General features: G+C 63.7%; 12 protein-coding genes. 9 read left to right on the top strand and 3 right to left on the bottom strand.

Annotation, left to right across the window (positions count from 1 at the left end):
- Positions 1 to 102 precede the first annotated feature (102 nt).
- The 7 genes from NKJ73_RS27685 (at position 103) to NKJ73_RS27655 (ending at position 12,794) form a co-directional block, all read left to right on the top strand.
- Positions 103 to 5,583, top strand: coding sequence for an alpha-2-macroglobulin family protein (locus NKJ73_RS27685; protein ID WP_352571777.1), 5,481 nt, complete (start codon positions 103 to 105; stop codon positions 5,581 to 5,583).
- A gap of 213 nt (positions 5,584 to 5,796) precedes the next feature.
- Positions 5,797 to 7,887: a penicillin-binding protein 1C gene (pbpC, locus tag NKJ73_RS27680; protein WP_352571776.1), complete on the top strand. Its 2,091-nt coding sequence runs from the start codon at positions 5,797 to 5,799 to the stop codon at positions 7,885 to 7,887.
- 42 nt (positions 7,888 to 7,929) lie between these two features.
- Positions 7,930 to 8,628, top strand: coding sequence for a M15 family metallopeptidase (locus NKJ73_RS27675; RefSeq protein ID WP_352571775.1), 699 nt, complete (start codon positions 7,930 to 7,932; stop codon positions 8,626 to 8,628).
- A 218-nt stretch (positions 8,629 to 8,846) separates the two neighbouring features.
- The gene (locus tag NKJ73_RS27670; RefSeq protein ID WP_023675840.1) at positions 8,847 to 9,875 is read left to right on the top strand and encodes a sulfate ABC transporter substrate-binding protein; all 1,029 of its coding nucleotides are present in this window, start codon (positions 8,847 to 8,849) and stop codon (positions 9,873 to 9,875) included.
- 18 nt (positions 9,876 to 9,893) lie between these two features.
- Complete coding sequence (gene cysT, locus NKJ73_RS27665) at positions 9,894 to 10,745, top strand: sulfate ABC transporter permease subunit CysT (RefSeq protein WP_023675839.1); 852 nt, start codon at positions 9,894 to 9,896, stop codon at positions 10,743 to 10,745.
- On the top strand, positions 10,738 to 11,622 hold the full coding sequence (gene cysW / locus NKJ73_RS27660) for a sulfate ABC transporter permease subunit CysW (RefSeq protein WP_352571774.1): 885 nt from the start codon (positions 10,738 to 10,740) through the stop codon (positions 11,620 to 11,622). Before cysT ends, cysW begins: the two co-directional genes overlap by 8 nt.
- Positions 11,623 to 11,753: 131 nt before the next feature.
- Positions 11,754 to 12,794, top strand: coding sequence for a sulfate/molybdate ABC transporter ATP-binding protein (locus NKJ73_RS27655; protein WP_352571773.1), 1,041 nt, complete (start codon positions 11,754 to 11,756; stop codon positions 12,792 to 12,794).
- A 14-nt stretch (positions 12,795 to 12,808) separates the two neighbouring features.
- Here NKJ73_RS27655 and NKJ73_RS27650 read toward each other — a convergent pair whose 3' ends face one another.
- Positions 12,809 to 13,207 (bottom strand): type II toxin-antitoxin system VapC family toxin, encoded by a 399-nt coding sequence (locus NKJ73_RS27650; protein WP_502894632.1) that lies wholly within the window; start codon positions 13,205 to 13,207, stop codon positions 12,809 to 12,811.
- Positions 13,207 to 13,479: an antitoxin gene (locus tag NKJ73_RS27645; protein WP_352571771.1), complete on the bottom strand. Its 273-nt coding sequence runs from the start codon at positions 13,477 to 13,479 to the stop codon at positions 13,207 to 13,209. Before NKJ73_RS27645 ends, NKJ73_RS27650 begins: the two co-directional genes overlap by 1 nt.
- Before the next feature lie 285 nt (positions 13,480 to 13,764).
- Between NKJ73_RS27645 and NKJ73_RS27640 the strand changes: the two genes are divergently transcribed.
- Complete coding sequence (locus NKJ73_RS27640; RefSeq protein ID WP_352571770.1) at positions 13,765 to 14,751, top strand: sulfate ABC transporter substrate-binding protein; 987 nt, start codon at positions 13,765 to 13,767, stop codon at positions 14,749 to 14,751.
- 247 nt (positions 14,752 to 14,998) lie between these two features.
- Complete coding sequence (locus tag NKJ73_RS27635) at positions 14,999 to 15,448, top strand: RrF2 family transcriptional regulator (protein ID WP_352571769.1); 450 nt, start codon at positions 14,999 to 15,001, stop codon at positions 15,446 to 15,448.
- Here the strand turns inward: NKJ73_RS27635 and NKJ73_RS27630 are convergent.
- Positions 15,445 to 15,924 carry a gluconokinase gene (locus NKJ73_RS27630; protein WP_352571768.1) on the bottom strand — a complete coding sequence of 160 codons (480 nt, stop codon included), beginning with the start codon at positions 15,922 to 15,924 and terminating at the stop codon, positions 15,445 to 15,447. The genes NKJ73_RS27635 and NKJ73_RS27630 overlap by 4 nt on opposite strands.
- Positions 15,925 to 15,971: the final 47 nt, after the last annotated feature.

Genomic DNA, 15,971 nt, shown 5'->3' with positions numbered 1-15,971 from the left:
GAAAGCAAACCGTTGGCAGGCGGATCCTGCCGCGTCCCGATGTTGACAAGCGCGACTGAAGCTTGAAGATTTCTGGACGTAAGCACTTGTCTGGAGGGGTTTATGGCAATGCGCGCGGCTCGTGGTTTATCGATTCTTTTCCTTCTCTTTTTTGCCTGGAGCGGTGTCGCGCAAGCGGCCGAAGCCCGGCGGGTGGTGACATCGGACAATTCCGAATATTTCGGTTTCGATCTCAGATCCGACCAGAATGTCAGCCTCGACCAGTGCAAGACCACCTGCCTCGGCGACCCGGCCTGCCGCGCCTTCACCTACAACCTCAAGGCCAAATGGTGCTTCCTTAAATCCGATTACAATTCGTTGAAACCCTTCGGCGGCGCCGTCGCCGGCAAGATCGTCAACATCGATGGCGATCCCGACATCGGCGCGCCACCCGAACTCGCCTTCTTCCCCAACTGGATGGCCGACCAGGCCCAGCAATACCGCAACAAGCTCACTGGCCCGACCTACACCAAGCCGACAGAAGGGCTGACGGCGCTGAGGGCCGCCGCCGAACAGTCGGCGCTGACGGGCGATCATCGCTCGGCCATGCACAAATACGAAGCGGCGGTTTCGGTGTTGCCTGATGATGGCCAGCTCTGGCTCGAGCTGGCGCGCGAAACGCTTGCCGTCCATCCGACCGCCAACAGCTCGGAGCCGTCGACCCTACCGGCGAACGCCACTTCCGCCGCCTTCAACGCCTACAAATTGCTGCGCACCACCAAGACGCGCGCCGACGTGCTGGCGCTGCTCGGGGACGGCCTTGATCGCCGCGATCTCTACAGGCCGGCCCTGCAGGCCTACGAGGCGAGCCTCGCTCTCGTCAATTCGCCGGCAGTCAGGGCCGCCTATCAGGATCTCAAGGCCCGCAAGGGCTTCCGCGTCATCGATCATACCGTCGATGCCGACACCAGCGCGCCACGCATCTGCGCGCAGTTCTCCGAGGAACTGGTCAAGACCGGCGTCGACTACTCGCAGTTCGTTACTGTCGACAACGCCGCTCCCAAGGGCGTCGAAGCCAAGGACAAGCAGATCTGCGTCGAAGGACTCGAGCACGGCCAACATTATGACGTGACCTTCCGCGCCGGCTTGCCGGCCGCCATTGGCGAAGTCACCGCGGCACCGGTGGTTCTGTCGATCTACGTGCAGGACCGCGCGCCTTCGGCCCGCTTCACCGGCGACAGCTTCGTGCTGCCCGCAGGCGCACGCCGCGGCATACCGGTCGTCACCGTCAACATGAATGCCGCCGAAATGAAGCTCTTCCGCATCGGCGACCGCTCGCTGGCCCAGCTTCTGTCGGGATATCAGTTCCTGCGCCAGCTTGACGGCTACGACATTTCGAACATCTCCGAACAGATGGGCGAGCCGGTCTGGCAAGGCCAGCTCGACATCGCCAACGACCTCAACAAGGAAGTCACCACCTCCTTCCCAATCGACGAGGCTTTGCCGAAGCGCAAGCCCGGCGTCTATGTGCTGACCGCACAAGCCGTCAACGATCGCAGCGACGACTATGATTCGCACGCCACGCAATGGTTCGTCGTCTCCGATATCGGCCTGTCGACCTATACCGGACAGGATGGGCTGAACGTCTTTGCCCGTTCGCTCGCAACCGCCAAGCCGATCGCCGGCGCCGAGCTGACGCTGCTGGCCAGGAACAATGAAATCCTCGGCACCGCGACCACCGACGCGGAAGGGCGGGCGGTGTTCAATCCCGGCCTGACGCGCGGCGACAGCGGCATGGCCCCGGCCGTGCTGATGGCCAAACAGGGCGACGACGATTTCGTCTTCCTCGATATGGGCCGCGCCGGCTTCGACCTGTCCGACCGTGGCGTCGCCGGACGGCCGGCACCTGGCGCGCTCGACGTCTATGCCTGGACCGAGCGCGGCATCTACCGCGCCGGCGAAGATGTCCATGTCGCGGCCCTTGCCCGCGACAGTGCCGCCAAGGCGGTCGAGAACCTGCCGCTGACCTTCATCTTCTCGCGGCCCGACGGCGTCGAGGACCGCCGCATCGTCAGCGATGGCGCATCGGCCGGTGGTCACGCGGTCGACCTGCCGCTGGAACCCAACGCCATGCGCGGCACCTGGACGGTGGCGATCCATACCGATCCCAAGCAGGCGGCGGTCGCCAGCCAGATGTTCCTGGTCGAGGACTTCGTACCGGATCGCATCGAGTTCGACCTGTCCTCCGACAAGCAGGAGATCGCGCAGGGCGAGACCGCCAACATTACCGTCGACGGCCGCTTTCTCTACGGCGCGCCGGCCGCGGGCCTCGCGCTCGAAGGCGAATTGACGCTGTCGACCGCCCGCGACTGGGACCGCTTCAAAGGCTATTCCTTCGGTCTGGCCGACGAACAGTCGGCTGAACCGACGGTGACGCCCTTCACCGGCCTGCCGGTGGTCAGCGAGGACGGCAAGGCGACCTTCCCGGTCTCCGTCGATCAATTGCCATCCACCACCAAGTTGGTCGATGCAAAGGTCACTGTCAGGATGCGTGAAACCGGCGGCCGTGCCGTCGAGCGCTCGCTGAATATCGGCATCCGCCCGCAGGGCCACATGATCGGCATCCGCCCGGATTTCGACGACGACGAGGTGCCGCAAGGCGGCACGGCCAAGTTCAGCCTGATCGCTGTCGACCCAGACGGCAAGCGTGAGGCGCTGAAGGGCGCGCAGTGGTCGCTGGTCAAGGTCGAGCGTAGCTACCAGTGGTACCGCTCGAGCAACTCCTGGAACTATGAGCCGGTCACCTTCACCAAGGCGGTGGCCAACGGCCAGGTCGACCTAAGCGCCGATGGCGAGGCGACGGTGTCGCTGCCGGTCGACTGGGGCCGCTACCGGCTCGAGATCGAGACAGCGGATCCGGAAGGCCCGGCCACCAGCTACGAGTTCGACGCCGGCTGGTATGTCAGTTCCACCACCACCGAAACGCCCGACGGCCTCGAGATCGCCCTCGACAAGGATACCTATGCGGCGGGTGAAGTGGCCAAGCTCAAAGTGTCGCCGCACTTTGCCGGCGAGCTGCTCGTCACCATCGGCGCCGACAAGCTCCTGAAGACCGTCACCGCCAGCGTGCCGGCCGGCGGCAGCACCGTCGACATCCCGGTCGGCGACGACTGGGGTGCCGGCGCCTACGTCACGGCAACGCTGTTCAGGCCGGGCGATGCGCAAGAGACACGTATGCCGGCGCGCGCCATCGGCGTCAAATGGCTGAAGCTCGATCCCGGCTCGCGGAAGCTTGCCGTCAGCTTGGCGCCGCCGGACAAGACCATGCCGCGCCAGCAGCTGTCGATCCCCGTGGCCGTAGCCGGCGTGCAGCCCGGCACCAACGCCTATGTCATGGTCGCGGCCGTCGACGTCGGCATCCTCAACCTGACCAACTACAAGGTACCGGATCCGGAGAACTGGTTCTTTGGCCAGCGCATGCTCGGTCTCGAGGTTCGCGACATCTATGGCCGGCTGATCGACGGCTCGCTGGGCACAACCGGTAAGCTGCGCACCGGCGGCGACGGCGCCAACATGCAATCGCAAGGCAGTCCGCCGACCGAAAAGCTGGTCGCCTTCTTCTCCGGCCCGGTCCAGCTCGACTCCGACGGCAAGGCGCGGATCGACTTCGACATACCGCAGTTCAACGGCACCGTGCGCGTCATGGCCGTCGCCTGGACAAAGGAAGCAGTCGGCCATGCCCAGTCCGACGTCATCGTTCGCGATCCGGTGGTGATCACCGCCGGCCTGCCGCGATTCCTGGCGCCCGGCGATTCCGCCGTCATGCGGCTCGACGTCGCCGACACCGACGGCCCCGCTGGCGACTACAAGCTGACCATCAACACGACGGGCGACCTGTCTACCCGCAGTGCCGCCTTGCCTGAAAAGCTGACGCTGGCCAAAGGCAAGCGGCAGACGCTGACCGTGCCGTTGATTGCGCAGACCGCAGGCAACGCCTCGATCACCATCAAGCTTGCGCATGCCGGCGGCACCGCCGTCGAGCAGACGCTCTATGTGCCGGTGCGCCCGGCGCAACTACCGGTGACCACCCGCATGGTCGTCGACCTCAAGGGCAATGGCGGCGCGCTGCGCGTCGACAAGGAACTGCTGGCGGCAAGCCTGCTCGATGGGGCTTCGGTCAGCGTCGGCGTTTCGCAGGCGGCTGCCTTCGATGTACCGTCGCTGCTGATGACGCTCGACCGCTATCCCTATGGTTGCGCCGAACAGACCACCAGCCGCGCCATGCCGCTTCTCTACGTCAACGAGATGGCTTCCGGCATCGGCATGGCCAGCGACCCCGATCTGCATGGCCGCGTCCAGGACGCCATCTACAAGGTGCTGAGCTATCAGGCCTCGGCCGGCAGCTTCGGCCTGTGGGGTCCGGGTTCCGGCGATCTGTGGCTCGACGCCTATGTCACCGATTTCCTCGCCCGGGCGCGCGAGCAGAAGTACGACGTACCGGCCCTGGCGATGAACCAGGCGCTGAGCAATCTGCAGAACGCGATCGGCTACGATCAGGACGTCCAGGATCGCGGCAGCGAGATCGCCTATGCGCTCTATGTGCTTGCCCGCAACAAAAAGGCCTCGGTCGGCGATCTGCGTTATTATGCCGACACCCAGCTCGAAGCCTTTACCAGCCCGATGGCCGTCGCCCAATTGGCGGCGTCTCTCGCGCTCTACGGTGACACCCAGCGCTCGGAGGCAACCTTCCAGGCCGCGCTGCAACTGGCCAAGTCGACGCCCGAATATGACTATTACCGGTCCGACTATGGCTCGCCACTGCGCGACGGCGCGGCGATCCTGGCGCTTGCCGCGGAAAGCAAGCCGGTGCCGACCATCGTGCCGGCGCTGATCCAACTAGTGACCAGGGAACGCGCCGACGCCAGGTGGACCAGCACACAGGACGAGTCCTGGATGCTGCTGGCGGCCCGCGCGCTGAAGGCCGGCAATGATTCGATCGCGCTGACCGTCAACGGCGCACCGCATGCCGGCGGCTATTCGGACCAGATCGCCGGTGGCGACCTGGCCGACAGTCCGCTGACCATCGTCAACACCGGCAGAAATCCGCTGCAGGCGGTCGTCACCACCGTGGCTTCGCCGATCCAGCCTCTGCCGGCCGGCGGCAACGGCTTTACCATCAGCCGTACCTACTACAAGCTAGACGGCACAGAGGCCAACGTGACGGAGGTCAAGCAGAACGAACGCTATGTCGTCGTGCTCAAGGTTTACGAGCAGAACACCTGGCCTTCGCGACTGCTGATCACCGACCTGTTGCCGGCCGGCTTCGAGATCGACAATCCGGGCCTGGTCTCCAGCGCCCAATTGACGAACTTCTCCTGGCTGGCGCAGACCGATGCCGCCCATCTCGAATTCCGCGACGACCGTTTCGTCGCGGCGTTCAATCCCAACGACGGCGACGGCGACCGCAACATCACACTCGCCTACGTCGTGCGCGCGGTGACGCCGGGCACCTACGCCCACCCGGCGGCAACGATCGAGGACATGTACCGGCCGCAATATTCGGCCCGCACCGCCACCGGCATGATGGAGGTCAAGGTGCCGTAAGGCAAAAATGGCGGATAGGAATATGGCGATGGAGCTGCCCCTCATTGCCCTGCCGGGCATTTCTCCCCGTATAGAGACGGGGAGAAAGAGCCATGCGCCGAAGTTTTCGCCGAACTTTAACGTCGCAGAAAAGGCGCCAAGGGTCGCGACAGCCCCCTTCTCCCCGTCACTAAACGGGGAGAAGGTGCCGGCAGGCGGATGAGGGGCGGCGCCATGCTCTCCAGAAAATTCCTGCGCCGAGCGGCCATCACGGGCATTTCCTTGGCCGGTCTCGCTGCAATCACCGCCGCCGCCCTCTGGCAGCTCGACCGCGCCTTTCCGCCGCCGCTGCCGGCGGAGCTGACGGTCTCAACCGAGGTGCAGGACCGAGACGGCCAGCTGCTGCGCGCCTTCGCTACGCCGGATGGCTACTGGCGGCTCGCTACCAGCCTGGACCAGGTCGACAAGCAGTTCGTCGACATGCTGGTCACCTATGAGGACAAGCGTTTCTGGGATCATCAAGGCGTCGACGTGCTGGCACTGGCGCGTGCCGCCGGCCAGTTCGCGACCAGCGGCCATATCGTCTCCGGTGGTTCGACGCTGCCGATGCAACTCGCCCGGCTGATCGAACCGCGCGACAGCCGCAGCCTCGGCTCGAAGATCAAGCAGATGCTGCGCGCCCTCCAGATCGAACGGCGGCTTTCCAAGCGCGAGATCCTCGAACGCTATCTGACGCTGGCGCCCTATGGCGGCAATCTCGAAGGTGTGCGCGCGGCTTCGCTTGCCTATTTCGGCAAGGAGCCGAAACGGCTGACGGTCTCGGAGGCGGCCCTGCTCGTCGCTTTGCCGCAATTGCCGGAAAAGCGGCGCCCTGACCGCAACCTCGACGTCGCCCATGCCGCCCGCGACCGCGTCCTGACCCGCATGGTCTCGGCAGGCCTGCTCGGCGAACGTGAGGCCGCGCGTGCCGCGCTCGACGATGTGTCGGGGCTCCGGCGGACCTTGCCGGCGCTCGCTGCCCATGCGGCCTATACGATGCTGTCCAAGGCCATTCCCGGCCAGAAGCTGCAACTGACGATCCGCAAGAGTGTCCAGGAAGGGCTGGAGCAGGTGGCCAAGGATGCGGCCGCCAGGCTCGGCCCTCGCCTCTCGGTGGCCATGGTACTGGCCGATGCCCGTACCGGCGATATTCTTGGTGAGGTCGGCTCTGCCGATTTCTTCGATGCCAGCCGTTCGGGCTGGATCGACATGACCAAGGTCGTTCGCTCGCCTGGCTCGACGCTGAAGCCGTTCATCTACGGCCTCGCCTTCGAACAAGGCCTGGTGGCGCAGGAGATGCTGATCGAGGACAGCCCAGCCGATTTCTCCGGGTATCGGCCGAAGAACTTCGACATGGGCTATCAGGGCGATGTCAGCATCAGGCAGGCGCTGCAATTGTCGCTCAACGTGCCGGCGATCCGCGTGCTCGACGCGGTCGGCCCGGCCCGGCTGATGGCACGCTTTCGCCAGGCCGATGTGACCCCTATCCTGCCCGTCAACGAAGCGCCCGGCCTGGCGATCGGCCTCGGCGGCGTCGGGGTGACCCTGCGCGACCTGGTCCAACTCTATGCCGGCCTTGCCAATGGCGGCAAGGCACACACGCTGCATGACGGCACCGAGCCGGCGAATGCCGAACGCTCGACCACCACCATCCTCGACGGGCAGGCGACCTGGCAGATCACCGACATCCTGTCAGGCGTCAAGCCTCCCCAGGGTGCCGCCCAACGCGGCATCGCCTACAAGACCGGCACCTCCTACGGCTATCGCGACGCCTGGTCGGTCGGCTTCGACGGCCGCTACGTGCTCGGCGTCTGGGTCGGCCGCCCGGACGCCGGCGCTGTGCCCGGCCTGTCCGGCTATGTCTCGGCTGCGCCCATCCTGTTCGAAGGTTTTGTCCGTTCCAGCCTGGCCGCCGTACCGCTGCCGAGCCAGCCATCCGGCGTCCGGCGGCCGACGCGCGTGGAGCGGCCGGTGACGCTGACGCGCTTCGGCGCCGGCGCCGATGGGCTGGTACAGGCGACGCCGACCGAACCTGCGCCAACCATCATCTTTCCGCCCGACGGCGCTCGCGTCGATCTCGGCACTTCCTCGGCCGACCCCTCGCCGCTGGTGCTCAAGCTGCAAGGCGGCCGCGCACCATTCCGCTGGCTGGCCAACGGCAAGCCGCTGGTCGGCATCGACCGGCGGCGCACCGCGACCTGGCAGCCGGACGGCGCCGGCTATTCGACCCTAACCGTGATCGACGCGGCGGGACGCGCGGCCAGTGTGAAGGTTTTCGTCGAGTGAAAGTTTCCCTTGAATAATTTCCGGCAGGTGATTCAGGGGATTGTGTTTTACGTCTTGCTTTCGGCCGCCGGTACTTTCTCGGCGTCTGCTGACGCGCTGCCCGCCAGCTTTGTTCGGCTAGCCGACATCGATCCCAATATCCGGCAGGATATCCGCTATGCCGGCCTCGAAAATTTCCTGCATCGCAAGGTAAGCGGCTACGATGCGCCGATATGCGTCCTCACCAGGCAAGCGGCGCAAGCGCTTTCGGCAGTGCAGAAAGCGATTGCCGCCGAAGGACTGACGCTGGTCGTGTTCGACTGCTATCGCCCTGCGCGGGCTGTCTCCGACATGGGTGACTGGACAAAAACGAGTGGACCACCGGACCCGCAATGGTACCCAAAGGTCAAGCGCAAGGATCTCATCGCCAAGGGCTATATCGGCGAACTGTCCACCCATTCGCGCGGATCGACGGTCGATGTCGCGATCGCGCGAGCCGACCGCAAGAGCGCTCCGAAACCGGCCTGCGGCGCGACCGATGCCGACACGCTCGATTTCGGCACGGGTTTCGACTGTTTCGATCCAGCGAGCGAAACGGCTCACCGACCGATAGCCCGTGAAGCGGCGGCTAACCGCAAAAGACTTGTCGAGGCGATGCGTGCCCGCGGCTTCAAGAATTACGCCCGCGAATGGTGGCACTTCACGCTGGAGAACGAGCCGTTTCCAAAAGAGCGCTTCAACTTTCCCGTTACCGCCGAATAGCCGGCCGAAACCTTCGGGCGCGACGCAGCCATTGCCGAAGAGCTAGCCGTCTCTAGATAATCGCGTCGGGAGCGCGATCATGGTCCATGCGGGAAAATAGTTTCTCGCATCGCCGAAACTAGGCGAAAAATTGCTTCAATAGGCCAAAAAAGGCAACATTGAATGCATCTAAATTCTATCAATTCGGTAGATTTGGCGCGAGTTCAACGGAGGCGGAAATGACCAAACCTCATTTCAGGAAACTGCTCGGCGCACTGGTCGCCACGTCTGTCCAGTTCGGCACGCTCGGTTTCGCGTTTGCCGACACCACCATTCTCAACGTGTCCTATGATCCGACGCGTGAGCTCTACAAGCAATTCGACGAGGCCTTCACCGCCCACTGGAAGGCCGAGACAGGCGAGACGGTCACCGTCCAGCAGTCGCATGGCGGGTCGGGCGCGCAGGCTCGCGCCGTGATCGACGGCCTCGACGCCGACGTGGTGACGCTGGCGCTCGAAGGCGATATCAACGCCATTGTCTCGAAAGCGAAGAGGATCAATCCCGACTGGCGGACGAAATTCGAAAACAATTCGGCGCCCTACACCTCGACCATCATCTTTCTCGTCCGCAAGGGAAACCCCAAGGGCATCCATGACTGGGGCGATCTGGTCAAGGACGACGTCCAGGTGATCACGCCGAATCCCAAGACCTCCGGTGGTGCGCGCTGGAACTATCTCGCCGCCTGGGCCTACGCCAGCGCCAAGGATGGCGGCGACGAGGCCAAGACCAAGGAATTCGTCGGCAATCTCTATGCGCATGTCCCGGTTCTCGACACCGGTGCGCGCGGCGCAACCGTGACCTTCGCGCAAAAAGGGCTGGGCGACGTGCTGCTCGCCTGGGAAAACGAGGCCTATCTGGCGCTCGACGAGTTCGGCGCCGACAATTTCGACATCGTCTACCCGCCGACCTCGATCCTGGCCGAGCCGCCGGTCGCCGTGGTCGACGCTAATGTCGACGCCAAAGGCACGCGGAAAGTTGCCGAAGCTTATCTGAGCTATCTCTATTCCAAGGAAGGCCAGACGCTCATCGCCAAAAACCATTATCGCCCTTCGAAGCCCGAGTTGGTGCCGGCGGAGGACTTGGCCAAGCTGCCTGAGATCAAGCTGATCACCATCGACGACCCGCTTTTTGGCGGCTGGAAGAAGGCACAGCCTTATCATTTCGGCGATGGTGGTATATTCGACCAGATCTACAAACCGGCCCAGTAGCATTTAGATCAGGACGACATGACCACAGCACCCGCCAAGGCGGGGTGGCGATTCAGGCAGCCGAGCGTCATTCCGGGTTTCGGATTGACGCTCGGCTTCTCGCTTGCCTACCTCACCCTCATCATCCTCATCCCCCTGTCCGGGCTGATCTGGCGCTCGGCGGCGCTCGGCTGGACCGACTTCTGGGCGATCGTCACCGACCGCCGCACCATCAACGCGCTTGAAATCAGCTTCGGCACCGCCTTCATTGCCGCCGCCGTCAACGTCGTCTTCGGCACGATCGTCGCGTGGGTGCTGGTGCGCTACAGCTTTCCAGGCCGCCGCATCGCCGATGCCATGGTCGACCTGCCCTTCGCGCTGCCGACGGCGGTTGCCGGCATCGCGCTGACCACGCTTTACGCACCGAATGGCTGGATCGGAAGCCTGCTGACGCCGCTCGGCATTAAGGTCGCGTATACGCCGCTCGGCATCGTCATCGCGCTGGTCTTCATCGGTCTGCCCTTCGTCGTGCGCACCGTGCAGCCGATCATGGAGGAGATCGACAAGGAGGTAGAAGAAGTGGCCGCCACGCTCGGCGCCAATCGCTTCCAGATCATCAGCCGCGTTCTACTACCCGGACTGGCGCCTGCCATCGTCACCGGTTTCGCGCTGGCCTTCGCGCGCGGCGTCGGCGAGTACGGTTCCGTCATCTTTATCGCCGGCAACCTGCCGTTCAAATCCGAGATCGCGCCGCTTCTGATCGTCATCCGGCTGGAGGAATATAATTACGCCGCGGCGACCGCGATAGCGGCGATCATGCTGGCGCTGTCCTTCGTCATGCTGCTGGTCATCAACCTGGTGCAGACCTGGAGCCGCAAGCGCTATGGCTGACCCGGAGATCAAATCCTACGCGCCGCACCATGAAAGCCAGTCGCCGGCGGTGACCGAGAGCCGCACGGCGAGAACCGTGCTGATGATCGTGACCTTTGCCTTCCTCGGCATTTTCCTGCTCCTGCCGCTGATCATCGTCTTCAAGGAAGCTTTCGCCAAAGGTATCGAGGCCTACACACAGGCGCTGAGCGAACCGGACACGCGCTCGGCGATCCGCCTGACGCTTCTGGTCGCGGCGATCTCGGTGCCGCTCAATGTGATTTTCGGCATCTCCGCCGCATGGGCGATCGCCAAGTTCGAGTTCAAGGGCAAGGCGTTCCTGACCACACTCATCGACCTGCCCTTTTCGGTCTCGCCGGTCATTTCCGGCCTGGTCTATGTACTTCTGTTCGGCGCGCAAGGCCTGCTCGGCGCCTGGCTCAAGGCGCATGGCATCGTCATCCTGTTTGCCGTGCCGGGCATCGTGCTGGCCACCGTCTTCGTCACCTTCCCCTTCGTCGCCCGCGAATTGATCCCGCTGATGCAGGAACAGGGCAATGGCGACGAGGAGGCTGCCCTGTCGCTCGGGGCCAATGGCTGGCAGGCGTTCTGGTACGTGACGTTGCCCAACGTCAAATGGGGATTGCTCTACGGCGTGCTGTTGTGCAATGCCCGCGCGATGGGTGAGTTCGGCGCCGTCTCGGTCGTGTCGGGCCACATACGCGGGCTGACCAACACCATGCCGCTGCATGTCGAAATCCTTTATAACGAGTACAATGCCGCCGCCGCCTTTGCCGTCGCTTCGCTGCTTGCCGGCCTGGCGCTCGTCACGCTGGTCTTGAAAACACTTCTCGAGATGCGCTACGGCGCCGAGATCGCCGCGACGCGCGGACACTGACAAATGCATGTCGCCCAAAAGTGTGTAGCGGTTTTTGGACAACGACATGCATAAAACAAAGATTTAATGTCGCCCAAAAGTGGGAACCGGTTTTGGGATAACGGCATGCATCAACTACAAAAGGGATTTGCATGGAAGTTCGCGTTGCCAACGTGCGCAAGGAGTTTGAGCGGTTTCCGGCCCTCCGCGACGTTTCGCTCGACATCAAGTCGGGAGAACTGATCGCCCTGCTGGGACCTTCCGGTTCCGGCAAGACGACGCTGCTCAGGCTGATTGCCGGCTTGGAGCGGCCGACCCGCGGAAAGATCTTCTTCGGCGAAGAGGATGCGTCCCAAAAGTCGATTCAGGAGCGCAATGTCGGCTTCGTCTTCCAGCACTACGCGCTGTTTCGCCATATGACGGTCGCCGACAATATCGGCTTCGGACTCAAGGTCCGGCACGGGCCGTCACGCCCGTCGGCGAAGGAAATTCGCCGCCGCGCCTCGGAACTCCTCAACCTCGTTCAGCTTTCCGGTCTGGAAAAACGCTATCCGGCACAGCTTTCGGGCGGCCAGCGCCAGCGCGTGGCGCTGGCCCGCGCCATGGCGATCGAACCGGCCGTGCTTTTGCTCGACGAGCCGTTCGGCGCGCTCGATGCGCAGGTGCGCCGCGAACTGCGCCGCTGGCTGCGCGACATCCACGACGCCACCGGCCACACCACGGTCTTCGTCACCCATGACCAGGAAGAGGCGCTGGAGCTTGCCGACCGCGTCGTAGTGATGAGCCAGGGCCGCATCGAGCAGGTCGGCACCGCCGACGAAATCTACGACACTCCGAACTCGCCCTTCGTCTACGGCTTCATCGGCGAATCGAGTTCGCTTCCGGTCAAGGTCGAGGACGGCCAGGTCTGGATCGCCGACCGGCCGATCGGGCTTTCCGCGCCGCACGCACCGCAAGGCGAAGCGACGCTGTTCTTTCGCCCGCACGACGTCGATCTGGTGGAAGAATGCAACGGCTGCATCGCCGGCACGGTCGCCGCCGGCCGCCGCGTCGCCGGCACCAGGCGGGTCGAGCTCGAAATCGGCGGCGAACGTCAGCGGGTCGAGATCGAATTGCCCGTCGATCATCCGGCGGCGCAGAAAAGTCGCGTGGCTTTTAGGCCGCGGCGCTGGAAGCTTTTTCCGGCTGCTTGATCCTCTATCAGGCGCTACAACAGCCAGTTCTCGACCTTCAGGCCTTTGATCCGGTTGAACTCCCCGGTGTTGGCGGTCACCAGGGTAGTTCCAAGCGCACGGGCGTGGGCAGCAATAAAAAGGTCATTTTGGCCGATGGTCTGGCCCCTGCCTTCCAGTTCTGCGCGAATCGCGCCGTACTCGGCATCCACCGGCACATCGAGCGGCAAGACGGGAATCTCAGCCAGCAATTCCTCGACCTTCTTGTGCAACTTGGCTGATCTTTTCTTGACGCAGCCATATCGCAGTTCCGACGCGACCACGATGCTGGTACACACGGCGGCGTCTCCCACGCGCAGGACAGCGCTTGCGGCTTTCCCGGCCGGATTTCGGATCATGTCGCTGACAATGATCGTATCCAGCATGAACCGCATCAAAAAAATTCCTCTGATTTGACAGGCATATCCTCGACTTCGGGAAAGTCTTCCTCGGCACCGGGCGGCGCCTCTTTCGCCCATTGCGCGAGCAGCGCCGTGAGGCCAGGTTTGCGGACCGGCTCGATGATCAGGCGGTCGCCTTCACGGCTGATCAAGACCCTTTCGCCGGGAAGTTCGAACTCGACAGGAATGCGTACCGCCTGGCTGCGATTGTTACGAAACAGCTTCGCCTCTTTCGGCGGGGTTGTTGAATGGCGGCGTTGGGGCATGGCGATGGCTCCTTGTATATACCGCTTGTATATGCCAGGCAGCGCCGCGATGCATTCGTCTTGCCACCGCGTTAGCCGGCCGGGAATCTTCGTGCACGCGAACCACGCCGGCACCCCTTCCAAGCTGCGCGGAAGACCCTTCTTGAAAGAAAAAACTAGAAATCGCCCACAACGGGACTACTTTTTCTCGCGATAATGTCGAGGGGCCGCTCTGCGTGCCTCGTCGCGCAAGATGCCTTGCCGCTATGGTCCGGCAATAAGCGTACCGCATTGGAGCCCTGTTTCATGAAGCGATTTTTGCTTGGCGTCGCCACATTGGCCGGCCTCTTCCTCGCATCCTCCCAAGCCTGGTCGGCCGACAGATTGCTGAACGCCTCTTACGATGTCGGCCGCGAACTGTTTGCGCAGGTCAACAAAGCGTTCGTCGCCGGGCACCCCAGTGTGACCATCGATCAGTCGCATGCCGGAACTTCGGCGCAGGCGCGTGCCATCGCCGAAGGCCTCGGCGCCGACGTCGTCACCTTCAACCAGGTCATCGACATCGACTTCCTAGTCAAGAAGGGCCTCATCTCCGCCGACTGGCAGAAGGACTTTCCCGACAACGCCTCGCCTTTCTATTCGCTGCCCTCCTTCCTGGTGCGCGCCGGCAATCCGAAGCACATCAAGGATTGGAGCGATCTCGTGCGCGACGACGTGCAGGTGATCTTCCCCAATCCGAAAACCTCGGGCAATGCGCGCTACACCTATCTTGCGGCCACCGCCTACGCCAAGGAAGCTTTCAAGGACGACGACGCCAAGGTGAAGGAGTTCGTCACCAAGCTGTTCAACAACGTGCCGGTTTTCGACAGCGGCGGGCGCGCCGCGACCACCACTTTCGTGCAGCGCGAAATCGGCGACGTACTCATCACCTTCGAGTCGGAAACGCGCGGCGTCCGCAAGGAGTATGGCGAGGACAAGTTCGAGCAGGTAACGCCTTCGGTCAGCCTGTTGGCGGAATTTCCGGTGGCGATCGTCGACACCGTTGCAGACGAGCATGGCACGCGCGATCTCGCCAAGACCTATCTCGACTTCCTCTATACGCCGGAGGGCCAGGACATCGCCGCCCGCAACGGCCTGCGGGCCCGGGACGCGGCGGTCGCCGCCAAATACAAGGCTGAGTTTCCCGACGTCCGCCTGCTGACGGTGGAGGACGTCTTCGGCGGCTGGGCCAAGGTCCAGGCCGAGCACTTTGCAGCGGGCGGCCTGCTCGACCAGACTTATGGCAGCCGCTGAGGCGATCTTCCAACTTTGACAGAAGCCGGCTTTGCCGGCTTCTCTGCTTTCGCGCCGCGAACGGTGATTTCTGGCACTTTCCGGGCGCATTCCGTCCAAAACGTTACAAAGAATCAACGCGTTTGTGCCTACCGTGAGAACGGACGGCTTGTTTTCGCGAACGGCTTCGCGTGATCAAACCGTCATGATTTGCACACAAACAGCCGCCAGACGCGGGTGGTTGGGGCTTCATGGGTTGACTCGGGGCATGCTTACCAAAAAAGGCAAATACGGCCTCAAGGCCCTCGTGCATCTGTCGGGCCTGCCGGTCGGCCAGCTCGCATTCGTCAACGACATTGCGGTCGCCAATAACATCCCCAAGAAATTCCTGGATGCCATCCTGGGCGAGTTGCGTAACGCCGGCTTCGTCCAGAGCCGCAAGGGCAAGGAAGGCGGTTACCGCCTTGCCCGGCCGGCTTCCGAGATCAAGATCGGCCATGTCGTGCGTGTCCTCGACGGGCCGCTGGCGCCGATCCCCTGCGCCAGCCGCACGCAATACCAGCGCTGCGAGGATTGCGACGAGGCGATCTGCCAGGTTCGGCACATGATGCTGGAGGTCCGGCAGGCGATCGCCGAGGTGCTGGACAACCGCAGCCTCGCGGCCATGCGCGACGCCGACAATGACGATTTCCCAGTCGAACTGACGTCGCAAATCTAGCGCGCGAGCAGGCTCAAGGCAGTCGCGACGGTGTCGGCGACCGGACGCGTGCCATCCAAGGTTATCGCCGCCTCGTCCGCCGCTGGCGCCTCGAGCGTGGCGAACTGGCTGTCGACCAGGCTTGCCGGCATGAAATGACCCTTGCGATTGCCGACGCGCTGTTTTGCTGTTGCCGGGTCGATCTCCAGGTAAACGAAAACGATATCCGGGCAAAAGCCGCGCAGGCGATCGCGGTAGCTGCGCTTCAGCGCCGAGCAGGCGGCGACCACACCTTGCCCGCTTGCGACCGACGCGGCCATCCGCAGGCCGATCGCGTCGAGCCAGCCCTCGCGCAGCGCGTCGGTGAGCGGCTGGCCGCTCGCCATGCGCGCGACGTTTTCGGGCGGATGCAGCCTGTCGCCTTCGATAAAGAGGGCGCCCAATGCCGCTGCAAGCGCTTCGCCGACGACCGACTTGCCGCAGCCGGCAACGCCCATCACCACGATGGCGGGTATCGTTCGAACAGTGCCCGCCCTCACGTCGT

This window comes from Mesorhizobium sp. M0074 (genome assembly GCF_040322975.1).
GTDB lineage: Bacteria > Pseudomonadota > Alphaproteobacteria > Rhizobiales > Rhizobiaceae > Mesorhizobium.
The sequence above is the reverse complement of the archived record's forward strand: the minus strand, read 5'-3'. Positions and strand labels throughout refer to the sequence as shown.

Coding starts and splice junctions, on each gene's coding strand:
- NKJ73_RS27635 (WP_352571769.1), top strand. CDS start 14,999: ATGCTTACCAAAAAAGGCAAATACGGCCTCAAGGCCCTCGTGCATCTG.
- NKJ73_RS27685 (WP_352571777.1), top strand. CDS start 103: ATGGCAATGCGCGCGGCTCGTGGTTTATCGATTCTTTTCCTTCTCTTT.
- NKJ73_RS27670 (WP_023675840.1), top strand. CDS start 8,847: ATGACCAAACCTCATTTCAGGAAACTGCTCGGCGCACTGGTCGCCACG.
- pbpC (WP_352571776.1), top strand. CDS start 5,797: ATGCTCTCCAGAAAATTCCTGCGCCGAGCGGCCATCACGGGCATTTCC.
- NKJ73_RS27650 (WP_502894632.1), bottom strand. CDS start 13,207: ATGCGGTTCATGCTGGATACGATCATTGTCAGCGACATGATCCGAAAT.
- NKJ73_RS27640 (WP_352571770.1), top strand. CDS start 13,765: ATGAAGCGATTTTTGCTTGGCGTCGCCACATTGGCCGGCCTCTTCCTC.
- NKJ73_RS27655 (WP_352571773.1), top strand. CDS start 11,754: ATGGAAGTTCGCGTTGCCAACGTGCGCAAGGAGTTTGAGCGGTTTCCG.
- NKJ73_RS27645 (WP_352571771.1), bottom strand. CDS start 13,479: ATGCCCCAACGCCGCCATTCAACAACCCCGCCGAAAGAGGCGAAGCTG.
- cysW (WP_352571774.1), top strand. CDS start 10,738: ATGGCTGACCCGGAGATCAAATCCTACGCGCCGCACCATGAAAGCCAG.
- NKJ73_RS27630 (WP_352571768.1), bottom strand. CDS start 15,924: ATGGGCGTTGCCGGCTGCGGCAAGTCGGTCGTCGGCGAAGCGCTTGCA.
- cysT (WP_023675839.1), top strand. CDS start 9,894: ATGACCACAGCACCCGCCAAGGCGGGGTGGCGATTCAGGCAGCCGAGC.